This is a genomic window from Zavarzinia sp. CC-PAN008 (assembly GCF_051903925.1).
Lineage (GTDB): Bacteria > Pseudomonadota > Alphaproteobacteria > Zavarziniales > Zavarziniaceae.
Window position 1 is genome coordinate 3893883 of the sequence record NZ_CP173678.1, and the last position, 15731, is coordinate 3909613.

16 protein-coding genes are annotated in these 15731 nt (G+C 70.5%); 9 read left to right on the plus strand and 7 right to left on the minus strand.

Annotated elements, in window-relative coordinates:
- The first annotated feature begins 64 nt into the window (after positions 1–64).
- Genes ACI6GS_RS18210 through ACI6GS_RS18225 form a run of 4 tightly spaced genes read left to right on the plus strand, consistent with a single transcriptional unit; the run spans position 65 to position 2830 of the window.
- Entirely contained in the window at positions 65–1075 is a 1011-nt protein-coding gene (locus tag ACI6GS_RS18210; RefSeq protein WP_439814882.1) for an ABC transporter substrate-binding protein, read from the plus strand.
- Positions 1072–1827, plus strand: a complete 756-nt coding sequence (locus tag ACI6GS_RS18215) for an ABC transporter permease (protein ID WP_439814883.1) — start codon at positions 1072–1074, stop codon at positions 1825–1827. The genes ACI6GS_RS18210 and ACI6GS_RS18215 overlap by 4 nt, the downstream gene beginning before the upstream one ends.
- Entirely contained in the window at positions 1827–2597 is a 771-nt protein-coding gene (locus tag ACI6GS_RS18220) for an ABC transporter ATP-binding protein (protein WP_439814884.1), read from the plus strand. The genes ACI6GS_RS18215 and ACI6GS_RS18220 overlap by 1 nt, the downstream gene beginning before the upstream one ends.
- Before the next feature lie 29 nt (positions 2598–2626).
- Positions 2627–2830 carry a 2-hydroxymuconate tautomerase gene (locus ACI6GS_RS18225; protein ID WP_439814885.1) on the plus strand — a complete coding sequence of 68 codons (204 nt, stop codon included), beginning with the start codon at positions 2627–2629 and terminating at the stop codon, positions 2828–2830.
- A 4-nt stretch (positions 2831–2834) separates the two neighbouring features.
- Here ACI6GS_RS18225 and ACI6GS_RS18230 read toward each other — a convergent pair whose 3' ends face one another.
- Together ACI6GS_RS18230 and ACI6GS_RS18235 are read right to left on the minus strand one after the other, a co-directional pair.
- Entirely contained in the window at positions 2835–3596 is a 762-nt protein-coding gene (locus ACI6GS_RS18230; RefSeq protein WP_439814886.1) for an SDR family NAD(P)-dependent oxidoreductase, read from the minus strand.
- Between the two features lie 26 nt (positions 3597–3622).
- Positions 3623–4453, minus strand: a complete 831-nt coding sequence (locus tag ACI6GS_RS18235) for a GNAT family N-acetyltransferase (protein ID WP_439814887.1) — start codon at positions 4451–4453, stop codon at positions 3623–3625.
- A 193-nt stretch (positions 4454–4646) separates the two neighbouring features.
- On the opposite strand from ACI6GS_RS18235, the gene ACI6GS_RS18240 reads away from it, so the two are divergent.
- A complete protein-coding gene (locus ACI6GS_RS18240; RefSeq protein WP_439814888.1) occupies positions 4647–6035 on the plus strand; it encodes an aspartate aminotransferase family protein in 1389 nt (462 codons plus the stop codon).
- A 97-nt stretch (positions 6036–6132) separates the two neighbouring features.
- On the opposite strand, the gene ACI6GS_RS18245 is transcribed toward ACI6GS_RS18240, so the two are convergent.
- The 3 genes from ACI6GS_RS18245 to ACI6GS_RS18255 all read right to left on the minus strand — a co-directional run bounded on the left by ACI6GS_RS18245 (position 6133) and on the right by ACI6GS_RS18255 (position 8665).
- Positions 6133–6876 (minus strand): SDR family NAD(P)-dependent oxidoreductase, encoded by a 744-nt coding sequence (locus tag ACI6GS_RS18245; protein ID WP_439814889.1) that lies wholly within the window; start codon positions 6874–6876, stop codon positions 6133–6135.
- A gap of 206 nt (positions 6877–7082) precedes the next feature.
- Complete coding sequence (locus tag ACI6GS_RS18250; RefSeq protein ID WP_439814890.1) at positions 7083–7901, minus strand: universal stress protein; 819 nt, start codon at positions 7899–7901, stop codon at positions 7083–7085.
- Positions 7902–7963: 62 nt separating this feature from the next.
- Complete coding sequence (locus ACI6GS_RS18255; RefSeq protein WP_439814891.1) at positions 7964–8665, minus strand: TetR/AcrR family transcriptional regulator; 702 nt, start codon at positions 8663–8665, stop codon at positions 7964–7966.
- 94 nt (positions 8666–8759) lie between these two features.
- Between ACI6GS_RS18255 and ACI6GS_RS18260 the strand changes: the two genes are divergently transcribed.
- Entirely contained in the window at positions 8760–10784 is a 2025-nt protein-coding gene (locus ACI6GS_RS18260; protein WP_439814892.1) for a pyrroloquinoline quinone-dependent dehydrogenase, read from the plus strand.
- A gap of 4 nt (positions 10785–10788) precedes the next feature.
- On the opposite strand, the gene ACI6GS_RS18265 is transcribed toward ACI6GS_RS18260, so the two are convergent.
- Positions 10789–12291, minus strand: coding sequence for an AAA family ATPase (locus ACI6GS_RS18265; RefSeq protein WP_439814893.1), 1503 nt, complete (start codon positions 12289–12291; stop codon positions 10789–10791).
- 5 nt (positions 12292–12296) lie between these two features.
- Positions 12297–12920, minus strand: coding sequence for a pyridoxamine 5'-phosphate oxidase (pdxH, locus tag ACI6GS_RS18270; protein WP_439814894.1), 624 nt, complete (start codon positions 12918–12920; stop codon positions 12297–12299).
- Between the two features lie 255 nt (positions 12921–13175).
- Between pdxH and ACI6GS_RS18275 the strand changes: the two genes are divergently transcribed.
- The 3 genes from ACI6GS_RS18275 (at position 13176) to fabI (ending at position 15709) form a co-directional block, all read left to right on the plus strand.
- On the plus strand, positions 13176–13661 hold the full coding sequence (locus tag ACI6GS_RS18275) for an RT0821/Lpp0805 family surface protein (RefSeq protein WP_439814895.1): 486 nt from the start codon (positions 13176–13178) through the stop codon (positions 13659–13661).
- Between the two features lie 137 nt (positions 13662–13798).
- Entirely contained in the window at positions 13799–14794 is a 996-nt protein-coding gene (locus ACI6GS_RS18280) for a DnaJ C-terminal domain-containing protein (RefSeq protein ID WP_439814896.1), read from the plus strand.
- Positions 14795–14896: 102 nt separating this feature from the next.
- Positions 14897–15709, plus strand: a complete 813-nt coding sequence (gene fabI, locus ACI6GS_RS18285) for an enoyl-ACP reductase FabI (RefSeq protein ID WP_439814897.1) — start codon at positions 14897–14899, stop codon at positions 15707–15709.
- Positions 15710–15731: the final 22 nt, after the last annotated feature.

Genomic DNA, 15731 nt, shown 5'->3' on the forward strand with positions numbered 1-15731 from the left:
AGCGGCCGATTGACGTGAAATAGGGCAGCACTCATAGTGCCGGCCCGTTTCACGGAGGATTGTCATGATCCGTCGTCTTGTGCTGGGCGCCGCCGCCCTGATCCTGAGTGCCGCCCCCGCCTGGGCCGAGAACGTCACGCTGCGCATCGGGTACATTCCCGTCGCCGGCGTCTCCCAACTCTTCGTGATCGACGGCCAGGGCTGGGCCAAGGAGCAGGGCATCGACCTGCAGCTGACCAAGTTCGACAGCGGCCCCAACGCGATCCAGGCGCTGGCCTCGGGCACGCTGGACGGCTACTACGCGGGCTACGGCCCGCTGGTCGTGGCGCGGGACAAGGGGCTGGACGTGCGCGTCGTGGCGACGACGGCGATCGAGGAACTGGCCCTGGTCGCCGGCGGCCCGCTTGCCGAGGAGCTGGCCAAGGGCGGCACCCCGGCCGAGGCGATCCAGCGCCTGCATGCCGCCACCGGCAAGCCGGTCAAGTTCGCGACCCAGCCGGCCGGCTCCGTCCCCAACACCTTCCTGCAGTACTGGCTGTGGAACGTCGCCAAGCTGGACAAGTCCCAGGTCGAGATCGTCTCGCAGGGGATCGACGCGACACAGCAGGCCATCCTGGCCGGTGCCGTCGATGCCGCGACCATCCGCGAGCCTGCGCTGACCATCGTCCGCGACCGCAAGGCGGACGTCGTCGTGCTGGCCAAGGGCGGCGACATGTTCCCCAAGCAGCCCGGCTCCGTCGTCGGCATGACCGGTGCCTTCATCCAGGCGCACCCCGACGCGGCCAAGGCCTTCGTCGCCCTGCACGTCCGCGCGACCGAGTTCCTGCAGAAGACGCCGGCTGAGGCTGCCCCCTTCGTTGCCGCCGCCCTGGGCAAGGGCCTGGTGAGCGAGGAGACCATCGCCAAGGCTCTGACGTCCGAGGCCAGCGTGTTTATCGCCGACCCGCGCGTGATCGAGCAGGCGGTGGCCGAGGTCCAGGCCTTTCAGGTCCAGATCGGCGCGATCCAGAAGGAGATCCCGCTGGATGGCCTGTTCGACGCCTCGCTCTACCTGGCGGCCACCGGCGCGCAATGAGGTCGCGCGCGGGATCGGTCGCCCTGGCGGTCGCAGGCGTCGTCGTTTTCCTGGCGATCTGGGAGGCAGTGCCGGCGCTTGGCCTGCTGCCCCAGACCCTGCTGCCGCCGCCAAGCGAGATCCCGCAGGCCTTCTGGGCCGAATTCCAGTCCGGGCTGTGGTGGCACGCGGTGCAGAACAGCCTGGGCCACTACCTGCTTGGCCTGGCACTCGGTTCAGGCCTCGGCATTGCGCTTGGCATCGCCACGGGCCTGACGCCGTGGCTTGAGCAGTCGCTGTCCTGGGTGATCCGGCTGCTGCGCCCGATCCCGGGCTTGGCCTGGATCCCGTTCGCCATCGTGTGGTTCGGGATCAACCCCAACGCTGCCCTGTTCATCATCGGGATCGGGGTCTTCTGGATCAACTATTTCGCGGCTCTCAGCGCGGTCCAGGCCGTCGACCGCGACCTGATCGAACTGGCCGACGCCTTTGGCCATCGCCGCATGCTGCCAAAGCTGTGGAAGGTGATCCTGCCTGCCGCTTCCGCCGGCCTGCTGGGCGGCTTCCGCACCGGCCTGGGCCAGGCATGGATGAGCGTCGTCGCGGCCGAGCTGTTCGGCATTCCCGGCATCGGCGCCCGCATGATGGAGGCCTCGACCCTGCTCGCCACCGACCGTGTCGTCGTCTACATGATCACGATGGCGCTGCTCTATGGCCTGATCGACACCGCGTTCGTGTTGCTGCGCGACCGCCTGCTGCGCTGGCGCGCCTGATGGCCGATCCGATCATCACCATCCGCGACCTGCGCCTGGCCTTCGGTCAGGGACAGGCGGCGACGACGGTTCTCGACCGCTTCAACCTGGACGTCCGCGCCGGCGAGTTCGTGGCCATTGTCGGCCCGTCCGGCGTTGGCAAGTCAACGCTCCTGCGCGTGATCGCGGGCCTGCTGCCGCCCAGCGCGGGCAGCGTCACGCGCGCCCTGCCGCCGGAACGGGGCCGCCGCGGTATCGCCCTGGTCTTCCAGGATGCGCGCATGCTGCCCTGGCGCCGCGCCGTCGCGAACGTCGAATTCGGGCTGGAGGGTCTGGGCCTGCCCAAGGCCGAGCGCCGGGCCCGGGCGCTGGACGCCCTCGACCTCGTCGGGCTCAAGTCGCACGCGACGCGCTGGCCGCACCAGCTCTCGGGCGGGCAGCGCCAGCGCGTGGCGATCGCCCGCGCCCTGGCGGTGGAGCCCGACCTGATGCTGATGGACGAGCCGTTCGGGGCGCTGGACGCCATCACCCGCCACGACCTCCAGGACGAGCTGCTCCACGTCTGGCAGCGCACGGGCAAGACGATCCTCTTCGTCACCCACGACATTGACGAGGCGGTCTACCTGGCCGACCGCGTCGTGCTGCTGGGCGGCACGCCGGGGCGCATCCGCTCGACCCACGAGCTGACGACCAGCCGCCCGCGGCCGCGCGGCGGGGCAGAGATCATGAACGTCGCCCGCGACATCCGCGATCGCATGGCCGAATCGATCACCGACGGCGCCGGCATCTAGTCCGCGCCTGCCCCAGAAGGATCCGCCTGATGCCCATGATCCGTGTCGAGATGTACCCCGGGCGCACCCAGGACCAGAAGCGCGCCCTGGTGAAGGCGCTGACCGACGCGTTCGTCGCGACTGCGGGCGCCACACCGGATGCGGTCCAGGTCGTCCTGACCGAAGTCGCCCCCTCGGACTGGGCCGTTGCCGGCATTCTCGCCAGCGACAAGGCGGCTACGGCCAAGACCTGACCGCTCATCCGATCCGGGGCTGGCCGTTGGAGGCGCTGAGGCCGCCGTCGACGGGCAGGATGGCGCCGGAGACGAAGCTGGCATCGGCACTGGCCAGGAAGGCGATGACGGCGGCCACTTCCGCCGGATCGCAGGGCCGGCCCAGCGGTATGCGCTTGCGGAACTGCGCCATGAAGGACTCGTTGGCGGTCGCCTCCTGCACCATCTCGGTCAGGGTGAAGCTGGGGCACACGGCATTGACCCGCACCCCCTGGCGGCCCAGGTCCAGCGCAAGCGCCCGGGTGAAGTTGACGACCCCGCCCTTGCTCGCGTCATAGCCGGCCGCCCCCCAGTCGCCCCGGATGCCGGAGACGGAGGCGACATTGACGATGGAGCCCCGGGCGGCAACCAGGTGCGGCAGGGCGGCCTTGGCACAGAAAAAGACGCCGTCGAGATTGGTCGCCATCATCCGCCGCCACTCCGCGGCATCCAGTGCCGCGAACGGCCCCGTGGTGAACACCGCGGCATTGTTGACCAGCACGTCCAGGCGCCCGAAACGCTCGATCGTGCGGCCCACCAGGCGCTCGACCTCCGCCTCGTCCGCGATGTCGGCCTGGACCGGCAATGTCCGCCCCATCGGCAGGTCGGCCGCCACGTCCTCCAGCCTGGCGATGCGGCGGCCAGCCAGGACGACGCTGGCCCCCTCGCCCGAGAAGCGCCGGACGGTCGCCGCCCCGATTCCTGAGCCGCCACCCGTCACCAGCACCACCTTGTCCGCGAAGCGCATCGTCTCCCCCTTCTGTTGGCCGGCGCTCAGCGCGCGGGCCGGGGCAGCATGAAGGCACGGGTGGTATCCAGGAAGGGACCGCGCACCATCATCACATCCTCAAGCCGGGCGGGGACCGCCACGGCACGGTCGGTGAAGCGGTCGGGAGAGAAATGGAACTCCACCCGTTCGATCGCACGCGGAATGCGCGCCAGGATGTCCGCCAGGCTGGGGAGTTCGAGCGCGACGACATCATAGAGCCGCAGCACCGGGCCCTCGACCTCCAATGACACGACCGCGTTGAGACCGGTCAGTTCGAACAGCGGACTGGCACATTCGTTGAAGGTGAAGATCGTCTTCTCCGGCCCCACGCCCAGCACGCGGGATACCGGGGTCCGCCGCTCCAGCAGCCAGGCCAGAAGGGCCGCATCCTGGGGCACGCTGCGCAGGCGGCGCAGGCCCAGGCCCCCGGCGCTGCCGGGGGCGTCGAGCGCGAAGCATTGTTCGGCCACGACCCGGAAGCCGAAGCCGTCATAGATTTCCGGCTGTTCCGTGAACAGGACCAGCATCTCGAACCGGCCGTCGCAATGGGCCAGCACCTCGTGCATCAGGGCAGCACAACGGCCCTGACGGCGATAGGCGGGGGCCGTGCACACGGCGTGGACATAGCCCGCATGGCGCACCGCGCCGTCCAGGACCAGGTCGATCGGGATCAGCCCGACATGGGCGACGACGCGCCCCGCCTCGTGCTGGGTAAAGCCCTGGGACAGCCAGCCCTGGCCCCAGCGCTCCGCCTCCCGGCTGCGGGCGGTCAGACCGGGAAAGCTTGCCTCCAGCAAGTCGAACAGGGTTCGGTCCAGGGCATGGGCCAGGGCCATCGGGCCAATCCGTCCGCCAGTGAGAGCCCAAGTCTAACCCAGGTTGTGCAGCCCGTCGCAAGACGCATGGCAGGATCTCAACCAAGGTTTGAGAGGCGGCTTTGACACCCGCCCCGCCGCGCCCGTTCAATAGAGCCCGGACCCGGCCTGCCGCGCCGGGGATCAGCGACACCAGCACGGGAGCGCCGGCCAGATGAGCATCCAGGGCAACTCGATGGCAGCGCGCGACATCGCGCACCTGATCCATCCCTATACCAACCTGGCGACCCACCACGAGAAGGGTCCCCTCATCATCACCGAGGGCCGCGGCGTGCGCGTCTTCGACGATTCGGGGCGCGACTATATCGAGGGCATGTCCGGCCTGTGGTGCACCTCGCTCGGCTGGAACGAGGAGGAGCTGATCGAGGCGGCGGTCGAGCAGATGCGCAAGCTGCCGACCTATCACGCCTTCTCGGCCAAGAGTTCGGAGCCGTCGATCATCCTGGCCGAGAAGCTGAAGGAGATGGTGCCGTTCCAGGCATCCAAGGTGTTCTTCGCCAATTCAGGTTCGGAAGCGAACGACAGCCAGATCAAGCTGGCCTGGTACTGCAACAACGCCGTCGGCCGGCACAGCAAGAAAAAGATCATCGGCCGGATCAAGGGCTATCACGGCATCACCATCGCCAGCGGCAGTGCGACCGGCCTGCCGGTCAACCACCGCGATTTCGACCTGCCGATCGCCGGCTTCGTCCACACCGACACGCCCCACTTCTACCGTGGCGCCGAGCCGGGCGAGACCGAGGAGCAGTTCGCCGGCCGCCTGGCCCAGAACCTGGAAGAGCTGATCCTGCGCGAGGGGCCGGAGACGATCTCCTCCTTCATCGCGGAGCCGGTCATGGGGGCGGGCGGCGTGATCGTACCGCCGGCCGGCTATTTCGACGCCGTACAGAAGGTCCTGGCCAAGTACGACATCCGCTTCATCGCGGACGAGGTCATTACCGGCTTTGGCCGCACCGGCAACATGTTCGGCTGCGAGACCTATGGGATCGAGCCCAACAGCCTGTCGGTCGCCAAGCAGCTCTCGTCGGCCTATCTCCCGATCTCGGCCGTCATCATCGACGAGCCGATGTTCCAGGCGATGGTCGAGGCGTCGAAGAAGATCGGAACGTTCGGCCACGGCTTCACCTATTCGGGTCACCCGGCCGCCGCGGCCGTCGCGGTCAGGACGCTCGAAATCTATGAGAAGCGGCGGATCCTGGACCATGTCCGCTCGATCGTGCCGCACTTCCAGAAGCGGCTGCGGGCGTTTGGCGAGCATCCCCTGGTCGGCGAGGCCCGCGGCGTGGGCCTGGTCGGCGCGCTGGAAATGGTCGCCGACAAGCGCACCAAGCAGAGCTTCCAGCCGACACAAGGGGTGGGTGCGCGCATCCAGGCGGAAGCGCAGGAGCAGGGCCTCATCATCCGCGCGATGGGCGATTCGATCGGCTTCTGCCCGCCGCTGATCATCACGACGGACGAAATCGACGAGATGTTCGACAAGTTCGGCCGCGCCCTGGACAAGGCGAACGACTGGGTGACCAAGTCCCAGCTCCGCGCGGCGTAGGTCGCCTCTCAGTTTCCTGCGTCACCCGGTTTGTCCGGGTGACGCAGGAATGGAGAGTGCGGCAAGCGAAAGAACACCGCCGAACCTGGGCCAACCCTCAGACGTGCTGGCCGCCGTTGATGTGGATCTCGGAGCCGGTGACGTAGCTCGACTGCTCGGTGCACAGGAAGTAGATCGTCTTGGCGACTTCTTCCGGGCTGCCCAGGCGGCGCAGCGGGATCTGCTCGACCAGCTTTTCCGTCCCCGGCGACAGGATCGCCGTCTCGATCTCGCCCGGCGCGATCGCGTTGACGCGAATGCCGAGCGGGCCGAAGTCGGCCGCCATTTCCCGCGTCAGGGCCGAGAGGGCCGCCTTGGACGTGGCATAGGCAGACCCCGCAAACGGATGCACGCGCGAGCCCGCGATCGAGGTCACGTTGACGACGGAGCCGTGCACCATCTTCAACTCGTTGACCAGGCCGCGCGCCAGCATGATCGGCGCCATGAAATTGACCTGGAAGACGTGGCGCCACAGGTGCGGCTCGGTGTCGAGCGTGCTGAGCCGCGCACCCCCCGCCCCTTTGGGCGAGATGCCGGCATTGTTGACCAGCGCATGCAGGGGCCCGCCGTTCAGTCGGCTGCGCATGTCCTCGATCGCGGCCGGCAGGGCATCGACATCGCCCAGGTCGACGGTGACGTGATCCTCTGGCCCCATTTCCCAGGGGCAATCCTCCGGAAACGGCTGGCGCGAGCAGGTGATGACCCGCCATCCGGCGCTGGAGAAGCGCTTGACCGTCGCGTGGCCGATGCCCCGGCTGGCTCCGGTGAGGATCAGGGTGCGACGTTCCTGGTTGCTGGCCATCTCGATCCTTCAGCCCAGTCCGTCACCGCCATGCCCCGGCGGCTCGGCCGGTCTGGCCGCGCCTGCACGGGGCCCGCGCCGAACTGCGGCCCGCAGTGTAGGGCCGAATGGCGGGCCGGGCCACCGCGGCAGCCGAGCCCCGGCCATGGGGCTGGCCTGCTTGCGACGCAAATCCGCGTCCCCGCCAGGGACTTGGCCGGTGCCGCTCAGTGCGCGACGAGAAGCGGCAGGGGACAGGACTGGATCAGCTCCCGCGTAGTGCCGCCCAGGACCAGCTCGCGCAGCCGGCTGTGACCGTATGCGCCCGAGATCAGCAGCCCAGCACCCAGCGCCTGGGCCCGCGCGATCAGGGCGGCGGCGGCACTGCCCGTGCCGGGGTCCAGGACCTCCGTCGTTGCGGCGACACCGTGCAGGCCCAGATAGCGCCCCACCTCCGGCAGGTTGGCGGTGTCACGCGCACTGCCGACGTGCAGGACATGGACCGGCGTCCCGGCCAGGAAGGGCAGGCCCGCGCGCAGCGCCCGCGCGGCCGGCAATGCGTCGGTCCAGGCCACCACCACCGGCCCGGCCAGGTCGCCCCCCGCCCCTGCCGGGACCAGCAGGATCGGCCGCGCGGTCGCCATGACCAGGGAGTCGAGCAGCGATTCATGATCGCGGCTGCCGCCGACCAGGATGGTCAGGTCGGCCAGCCGCCCGGCCGAGGCGAGAAGCGCCTCCGGCGGCCCGGTCCGCGTGACGAAACGCGCCGCGACGGCATCGCCGGCCTGCGGCAGGAAGGCGTCGAACGCGGCGCGCGCCTTGTCCTCGCGCAGGCGGGCTTCCTTCTCGCTGGCCGTGATCAGCAACTCAAGCCCCACCGCGGGCGTGCCGACCCCCATCATCGCCGCGGTCTGCGCCGGGTCCAGTCGGGGGTGGAAGACCTCGACCTCGGCTCCGAAACGCCGGGCCAGGGCGGCCGCCGCCACCAGCGCCGGCGTCGAATCGTTCATCCCGTCATGCGGTACCAGGATCTTCCGGATCGTCATCGCACGTCCTCCTCCGCCGGAGCGGCGGCCCGCTTCAGGTCCGCCGGGGACAGTCTGGCATCCTATGGCGCCCTCTTGCGCAGCAAAGTTGCACAGGCCAGGTCCTGGGTCAGGCGCCGGGCCGCGGCGTCGTCCAGGGGCGGGGGATCGGCATCGGCGTGGCGATGCATGGCCAGCCACGACACCTGTTCCACGATCGCGCGCGAGGTGCCGGGCCGCACCGCGATGGGGTCGAACAGGCCCTGCGCCACCCGTGCCCGGGCATAGGCTTCAAGGTCGGCCAGCAGGCCGCCGCGCATCGCCGTCGCCAGGAAGGCGCCAAGCGCAGGCAGGTCGCGCCCGCAATGGTCCAGCAGCCAGATCAGGCGTCGCTGTGCGGAAAGCTGTTCGTGGATCTCGCCGATGATCGCCGCCAGTTCCGCCGCCGCATCGCTCGGCGGCGGGGCGGTCACAGCCGTCCGCAACAGGGGCCAGCGCGTGCCGGCGCCCCCCATCGCCTCGCGCAGGAGGGCGATCGTCGCGTCCAGGCCGGTGGCCTGGCCCGTGGCGGCATAGCCGTCGTCCAGGCGGCCCAGGGCATGACGTACGGCGATGTGCAGCAATGCCTCCTTGCTGTCGACCGACAGATAGAGGGTGCCCGGCGACAGGCCGCAGGCCCGCGCGACATCCGCCATCTGGGCCAGGCGGAAGCCAGACCGGCCAAAGACGCCAAGCGCCGCATCGGCGATCCGGGCCAAGCGTCCTGCGTCGCGGGGTCGGGCCATGTCATCCTCCAGCTAGAACACCGCTCATACCACGCCATTGACTGAACAGATCATTCATTTAAACTGAGCCGATCCTCCACGGGAAGGTTGCTCCATGCGCGCCCGTTACGCCGTTCCCCTCGCACTGCTGATCGGCGGCCTCGGCCTGGGCGGCGGCTTCGTCTGGCTCAACCAGTTCCGGCCGCCGCAGGACGCCTCCGCCCCGCTCCCGCCCCCCGCGCCCGTGGCCGACGATCTCGGCTGGACCAATGTCGGCGGCGATGCCGGCCATTCCCGGCGCTCCACATTGGCGCAGATCGACCGGGGCAATGTCGCGCACTTGGTCCCGGCCTGGACCTGGTCGTCGGGCGAGATGGCGGCCCATCCCGCCCTGTGGAAGCGGGCCAAGATGCAGGTGACGCCGATCCTGGCCGGCTCGAGCCTCGTCGCCTGCACCCCCTTCTCCCGCGTCGTCGCGCTGGACCCGGCCACGGGCACGGAACGCTGGCGCTTCGACCCTCAGGTCGACCTGGCGCGCCAGCCGTCGGAACTGTTCAACTGCCGCGGCCTGGCGCAGTGGACGGACGCGACGGCCGATGCCGCGGCGGCCTGCGCCCGGCGCGTGGTCGTGGCGACGACGGATCGCCGACTCATCGCGCTCGATGCCCAAAGCGGGCAGCCTTGTCCCGGCTTCGGCCAGGGCGGCACGGTCGCCGTCGCTCCCGCCCGCGCCCTCAGCCGCCCGGGGGAATTGCAGTTCAGCTCCGCCCCCGCCATCGTCGGCGACACGCTGGTGGTGGGTACGGCCAGCGGCGACAACCAGCGCACGGACGCGGCCGACGGCACCGTCTTCGCCTTCTCCATGCGCGACGGCCGCCCCTTGTGGACCTTCGACCCCGTGCCGCGGGGCGACGATCCGATTGCCAGCCCCACCTGGGGCGGCGACAGCGCCGCCCGCACGGGCCAGGCCAATGTCTGGGGCTCGATCAGCGCCGATCCGGAACGGGACCTGGTCTTCCTCCCCACGTCCAGCCCCAGCCCCGACTTCTTCGGCGGCCTGCGCCCGGGCGACAACCGGCATGCCAACAGCATGGTTGCGCTGCGGGCCAGCACGGGCGCCGTGGTGTGGTCGTTCCAGACCGTGCATCACGACCTGTGGGACGCCGACATCCCCGCCGGGCCCAGCCTGCTGACCCTGCGGCGTGACGGGCGCGACGTGCCGGCACTGGCCTTCGCGACCAAGATGGGCTTCCTCTTCGTCCTCGACCGCGAGACCGGCGCGCCGCTCTATCGGGTCGAGGAACGGCCGGTGCCGCCCAGCGACATTCCGGGTGAGGTCGCCTCCCCCACCCAGCCCTTTTCCACCCTGCCGATCGTGGCCCCGCAGGCGATCACGCCGGACCAGGCCTTTGGCGTCACGCCCTTTGACCGCCAGGCATGCCGGGAACGACTGCAGGGCCTACGCCATGACGGCCTGTTCACCCCGCCCAGCCTGCAGGGCACGGCGTTCTTTCCCTTTACCGGCGGCGGCGCCAACTGGGGCGGCCTGGCGGTGGCGGCGGGCAATCGCCTGGTCGTCAATACCAGCCGCGCCATCCACATCGTGCGCCTGTTCCCCCAGGCCGACCTGGAGGCGGAGCGGACCCGTGGCCGGGCCGAGGGGGCGGAGGTCTCGCCCCAGGCCGGGGCCCCTTTCGGCATGCGGCGGGAACTGCTCCTCTCGCCGCTGGGCCTGCCCTGCAACCCGCCGCCCTGGGGCGCGCTGACGGCGGTTGACCTGGACCCCGATGGCCCCGGCAGCAGCCGGCTCGCGTGGGAGGTACCGCTGGGCACGACGCAGTCGCTGGCGCCGCTGGGCCTGGCCTTCCCGTGGGGCACGCCCAATTTCGGCGGGCCGCTGGTGACCGATGGCGGCCTTGTGTTCATCGGTGCCGCGCTGGAGCCCGTCCTGCGCGCGTTCGACCTGGATACGGGGCGCGAAGTGTGGGCGGGTCCCCTGCCCGCCGGCGGCCAGGCAACGCCGATGACCTATGCGGTGGGCGGCCGGCAATATGTCGTCATCGCAGCGGCCGGCCATCCGCTGGCCGATGTCGGGCGCAGCGACAGCATCGCAGCCTTCGCGCTGCCGCCCGCGCGCTGACCGGTCAGTCCGGCAGCACCGCCCGCGCCCGCGCGACCAGGTCCGGCCCCGCGGCCAGCCGGGTCCAGGCGATCGGCCCCAGGTCATAGGACTCCTGCGCCTGGACCTGGGCCACGCCCGCGTCCGAGGCATCGCCGCGGCGCCCCGCCACCCGCGCCAGCCGCTCCGCCAGCGGCAGGTCCAGCCACAGGCCCGCAAAGGCGACGCCCACGGTGCGGGCCACGGCCGCGGCGGCGTCACGCTCCGCCACGCGGGCAAAGACGGCGTCCAGCACGACGCTGCATCCCTGGCGCAGCAGCAGGTCCGCCCGCCGGACCAGCTCGGCATAGACGGCGCGCCCCGCTTCCACGCCATAGGCCTCCGGTGGCAGGGCCTGTTCCGGCGGCACGCCCGCCAGCTGCTTGCGCAGCACGTCGGAGCGGAGGATCACCGCGCCCGGCGCCGCTCCGAACGCCGGGGCCAGAGCGCGGGCCAGCGTCGTCTTGCCGGTCCCCGACAGGCCGCCAATGGCCACCAGGCGCGGCGCCACCGGCCGCAGCAGGTCCAGGCCAAGCTCCAGATAGGCACGGGCGCCGTCCGGCTGCCCCATGCGGGCCGAGACATGGGCCCGCACCGCGGCACGCAGGGCCAGGAACAGCGGCAGGACGTCCAGTTGGTCCAGCCAGCCCGTCACCTCAAGCCAGCGGTCCAGCACGCGGTGCGCCAGGTCGCGCCGCCCACGCGCCAGCAGGTCCATCACCAGGAACGCCAGGTCATGGAGCACGTCTATGGTGGACAGGTCCTCGGAGAATTCCAGCGCATCGAACGCCGTGGGGCGTCCGTCAAGCAGGCACAGGTTGGCCAGGTGCAGGTCCCCGTGGCAGCGCCGCACCAGGCCCGCCGCCGCCCGCGCCTCCAGCCCCGGCAGGACGCGGGCATGGGCCGCGACCAGGCCCTGGCCCAGGGCCCGCGCTCGCTCGGGCGGCAGGTCCGCCGCCAGCAGGTCGCCGGCATTCTGCCGCACCGCGCCAGCCAGGCGGCTGGGACCCGGCACCGGGGCCAGGTGGCGATGCACCGCGCCGATCGTCTCGGCCGTCGCCGCGGCCAACGTCGCGTCCAGCCGCCCGGCCGCCAGCACGTGGTCCAGGCGATCGGCGGTGGGGAAGCGCCGCATCACCACCAGCCAGTCGACCACGTCCTCGCCGGGGCCAGCCTCCGCCGCCGGCCGCAGCGGTCCCAGGGCAAGGCCCCCCGGCCGCGCCAGGATGGGTTGCAGGCCCAGGTACAGGCCCGGCGCCCAGGCCCGGTTCAGCCGCAGTTCGGCGGCACAGGCAAGGCGCCGCCGTTCGGCCGTCGACTGGTCCAGATAGCCGCGATCAACCGCGCGCTTCAGCTTCAGCGCGCGCTCGCCCGCCAGGACCACGACCGATACATGGGTGTCGTGCCGTTCGACGGGCAGGCCGCCATGGCTCGCGGGATCGGCCAGGAAGGCGACGAGCGCCGCCTCGTCCGGCCGAGCCGCTGCCATCGAAGTCAGGGATAGAGCCGCGTCGTGGCCCAGCCCTCGCCCTGACGCTCGTACAGCAGGCGGTCGTGCAGTCGGAACGGGCGGTCCTGCCAGAACTCGATGCGCTTCGGCGTCAGCCGCCAGCCGCCCCATTCGGGCGGCCGGGGAATGTCGCGCCCGGCGAACTGCTGCTCGATCTCCGCCACCTTGGCCTCGAGCTCGGATCGGGCGGCCAATGGCCGCGACTGCAGCGAGGCGCGCGCGCCGATCTGCGAGACCCGGGCGCGCGTCGCGAAATAGGCGTCGGCCTCGGCCTCCGTCGCGTGGGCGACCGTGCCCTCCACCCGCACCTGGCGGCGCAGCGACTTCCAGTGGAAGGCCAGCGCCGCATGCGGATTGGCCTCCAGCTCGCGGCTCTTGCGGCTGCCGAAATTGGTATAGAAGACGAACCCCGCCAGATCCTGGCCCTTCAGCAGCACGATGCGGGCCGATGGCGCGCCATCCGGCCCCACGGTCGCCAGGGTCATCGCATTGTGGTCGTTGGGCTCCGACGCCTGCGCCGCGGCCAGCCACGCGGCAAAGCGCTGATAGGGTTCGGCCAGGGCGACGCCGCCGCCCGGCTGTGCCTCGAATTCCAGGAAGTCGCTCATGCCGGACCTTCTCGCTGCGGTCGCCCATGCCTCCGCCTGCGCAAGGAACGCCGGGGCGCCGTGACCGTTATCACAGACAGAAATGTGTGACCGATCCTAGATCCCTGTGACAATCGTGGCCTCTACTTAGGGGTTCAGCCATATTGTCACGGTCCTGGCGAGGCGTCAGAATCGCCAGGGACACCCAGATTTGCTGCGGACCAGATTGCTGCGGAGCCGTGGCGCTGTCCGTCACCACAGCCGAGGTTGAGAATTATGCGTGCACCCATGATTGCCCTGGTCGCCGCGGCGGCCCTGACGCTCGGCGCCTGCCAGCAGGGCTATGGCGGTTATGGGCCGAAGCAGACCGGCGGCGCCGTCCTGGGCGCCGGCGCCGGCGCGCTGCTGGGCAACCAGTTCGGCTCGGGCTCCGGCCGCATCGCGGCGACTGTTGCTGGCGGCCTGCTGGGCGCCTTCCTGGGCGGCAGCGTCGGCGCGTCGCTGGACCGCAATGACCAGATGTACGCCGAGCGCTCCGCCCAGAGCGCGTTCGAGACCTATCCCTCTGGCCGCCCTGCCGAATGGCGCAATCCGGACAGCGGCAACTACGGCACCGTGGTGCCGCAGCAGGCCTACCAGAACCAGTATGGCGAGACCTGCCGCGAGTACCAGCAGACGATCGTCGTCGGCGGCCGCACTCAGAACGCCTATGGCACGGCCTGCCGTCAGCCGGATGGCAGCTGGCGCATCGCCAATTCCTGATCGGACCCACCCGGTCCGGCCGTGAACGCGGCCCGGCGCCCTGAGGCGCCGGGCCGCGATGCCATCCCTCGCGCGGCGCTCCTGCCGCGCGCGGATGGCGAGACTTTTGCTGAATGCCGTTCTAGGCTCGACCTCCCATGTTCGAGCCCTATTCGATCCTCGGTGTCGCGCGCGACATCTCGGACGCCGACCTGAAGCGCGCGTATCGCAAGCGCGCCAAGGAACTGCATCCCGACCTGCATCCCGGTGACCCGGCGATCGCGGAGCGCTTCAAGGAAGTCGCCGCCGCCTATTCCCTGCTCGGCGATCCCATCATGCGGGCGCGCTATGACCGGGGGGAAATCGACGGCTGGGGCAACCATATCGAGCAGGAGGAGCCGCCCAAGGCCAAGGCGGACGGCGCGACGCGCAAGTCTGGCGCGCAGGGCGGCACCCGCGCCGACGCGCCCCCCCGGGGCAAGGCCGAGGGCGAGCCGCCGCCCCGGCACGAGGGCCCCGGCGTCAAGTTCGGCCGCAGCCAGGACGACGTCATCTCGGACCTGCTGGCCAAGATGCGGGCGCGCAAGGAATCGCAGTCGCCGGGCCAGGCCAAGCGCACGCGCGGCGCCGACCGCTCCTATTCCCTGACCATCGGGTTCCTGGACAGCATCAACGGGACCGTGAAGTCGATCGAGCGGCCGGACGGCGGCTTCCGCGTGACGATCCCCGCCGGCACGATGTCGGGCGAGATCATCCGCCTGTCGGGCAAGGGGGAGCCGGGCCCCGGCCCTGCCTTGGCCGGCGACGCCCTGGTCGAGATCGCGGTCGAGCCGCACCCCGTCTTCTCCCGGCGGGGCGACGACATCCTGGTCGACCTGCCGGTGACGCTGTACGAGGCGGTCCTGGGGGCCAAGGTCGTGGCACCGACCATCGACGGCCCCGTCTCGCTGACCATTCCGCCCTGGTCGAATGGCGGCACCGTCCTGCGCCTGCGCGGCAAGGGCGTGCCCGACGACGTGCTGAAGACGCGCGGCGACCAGCTGGTCACGCTGCGCCTGATGCTGCCCGACGAGCACGACGCGACGATCCAGGCGCTGGCCAAGGACCTGGCCGACCGCCACCCCTACGAGGTGCGCGGCCGCATGGCGCGATGAGGCGCCCTGGGACATAGGGTCTGCCCCGCGCCGGACAGGTTTGAAGCGGCGCCAGCCAGCGGCTAGGATGCGGCCGTTTTTCGGGATGTTGGGAATCACAGAATGACGGTTGGGACGCGACTGCTCAGCGGCAAGAAGGGGCTCGTCATGGGCGTCGCCAACGATCGGTCCATCGCCTGGGGCATCGCAAAGTCGGCACACGACCATGGTGCGGAACTGGCCTTCACCTACCAGGGCGACGCCCTTGCGAAACGTGTCCGCCCGCTGGCGGAACAGGTCGGGTCCAGCATCGTGCTGCCGTGCGACGTGTCGGATCTCGCCAGCCTGGATGCCGCCTTCGCCGCCGTGAATGAGGCATGGGGCGGCCTGGACTTCGTGATCCACGCGATCGCCTATTCGGACAAGGACGAGCTCAAGGGCCGCTACATCGACACCAGCCCCGAGAACTTCGCCCAGTCGCTCAGCATCTCCTGCTACTCGTTCACGGCCATCGCCAAGCGTGCGGAAGCCCTGATGAACAATGGCGGCAGCCTGATCACGCTGAGCTATTACGGGGCCGAGAAGGTGACCCCGCACTACAACGTGATGGGTGTGGCGAAGGCCGCGCTGGAGGCGAGCGTCCGCTACCTGGCCGTCGACCTGGGCGCCAAGGGGATCCGCGTCAACGCGATTTCCGCCGGCCCGATCAAGACGCTGGCCGCCTCCGCCATCGGCGATTTCCGCTACATCCTGAAGTGGAACGAGTACAACTCGCCGCTGAAGCGCAACGTCACCATCGACGAGGTGGGCGACGCCGGCGTGTACCTGATCAGCGACCTGTCGCGCGGCGTGACGGGCGAGGTGCACCACGTCGATTCGGGCTATCACGTCGTCGGCATGAAGGCGGTCGACGCACCCGACATCGCGACCGTCTGAGGCGGCGCGCACCCGCAGGCGT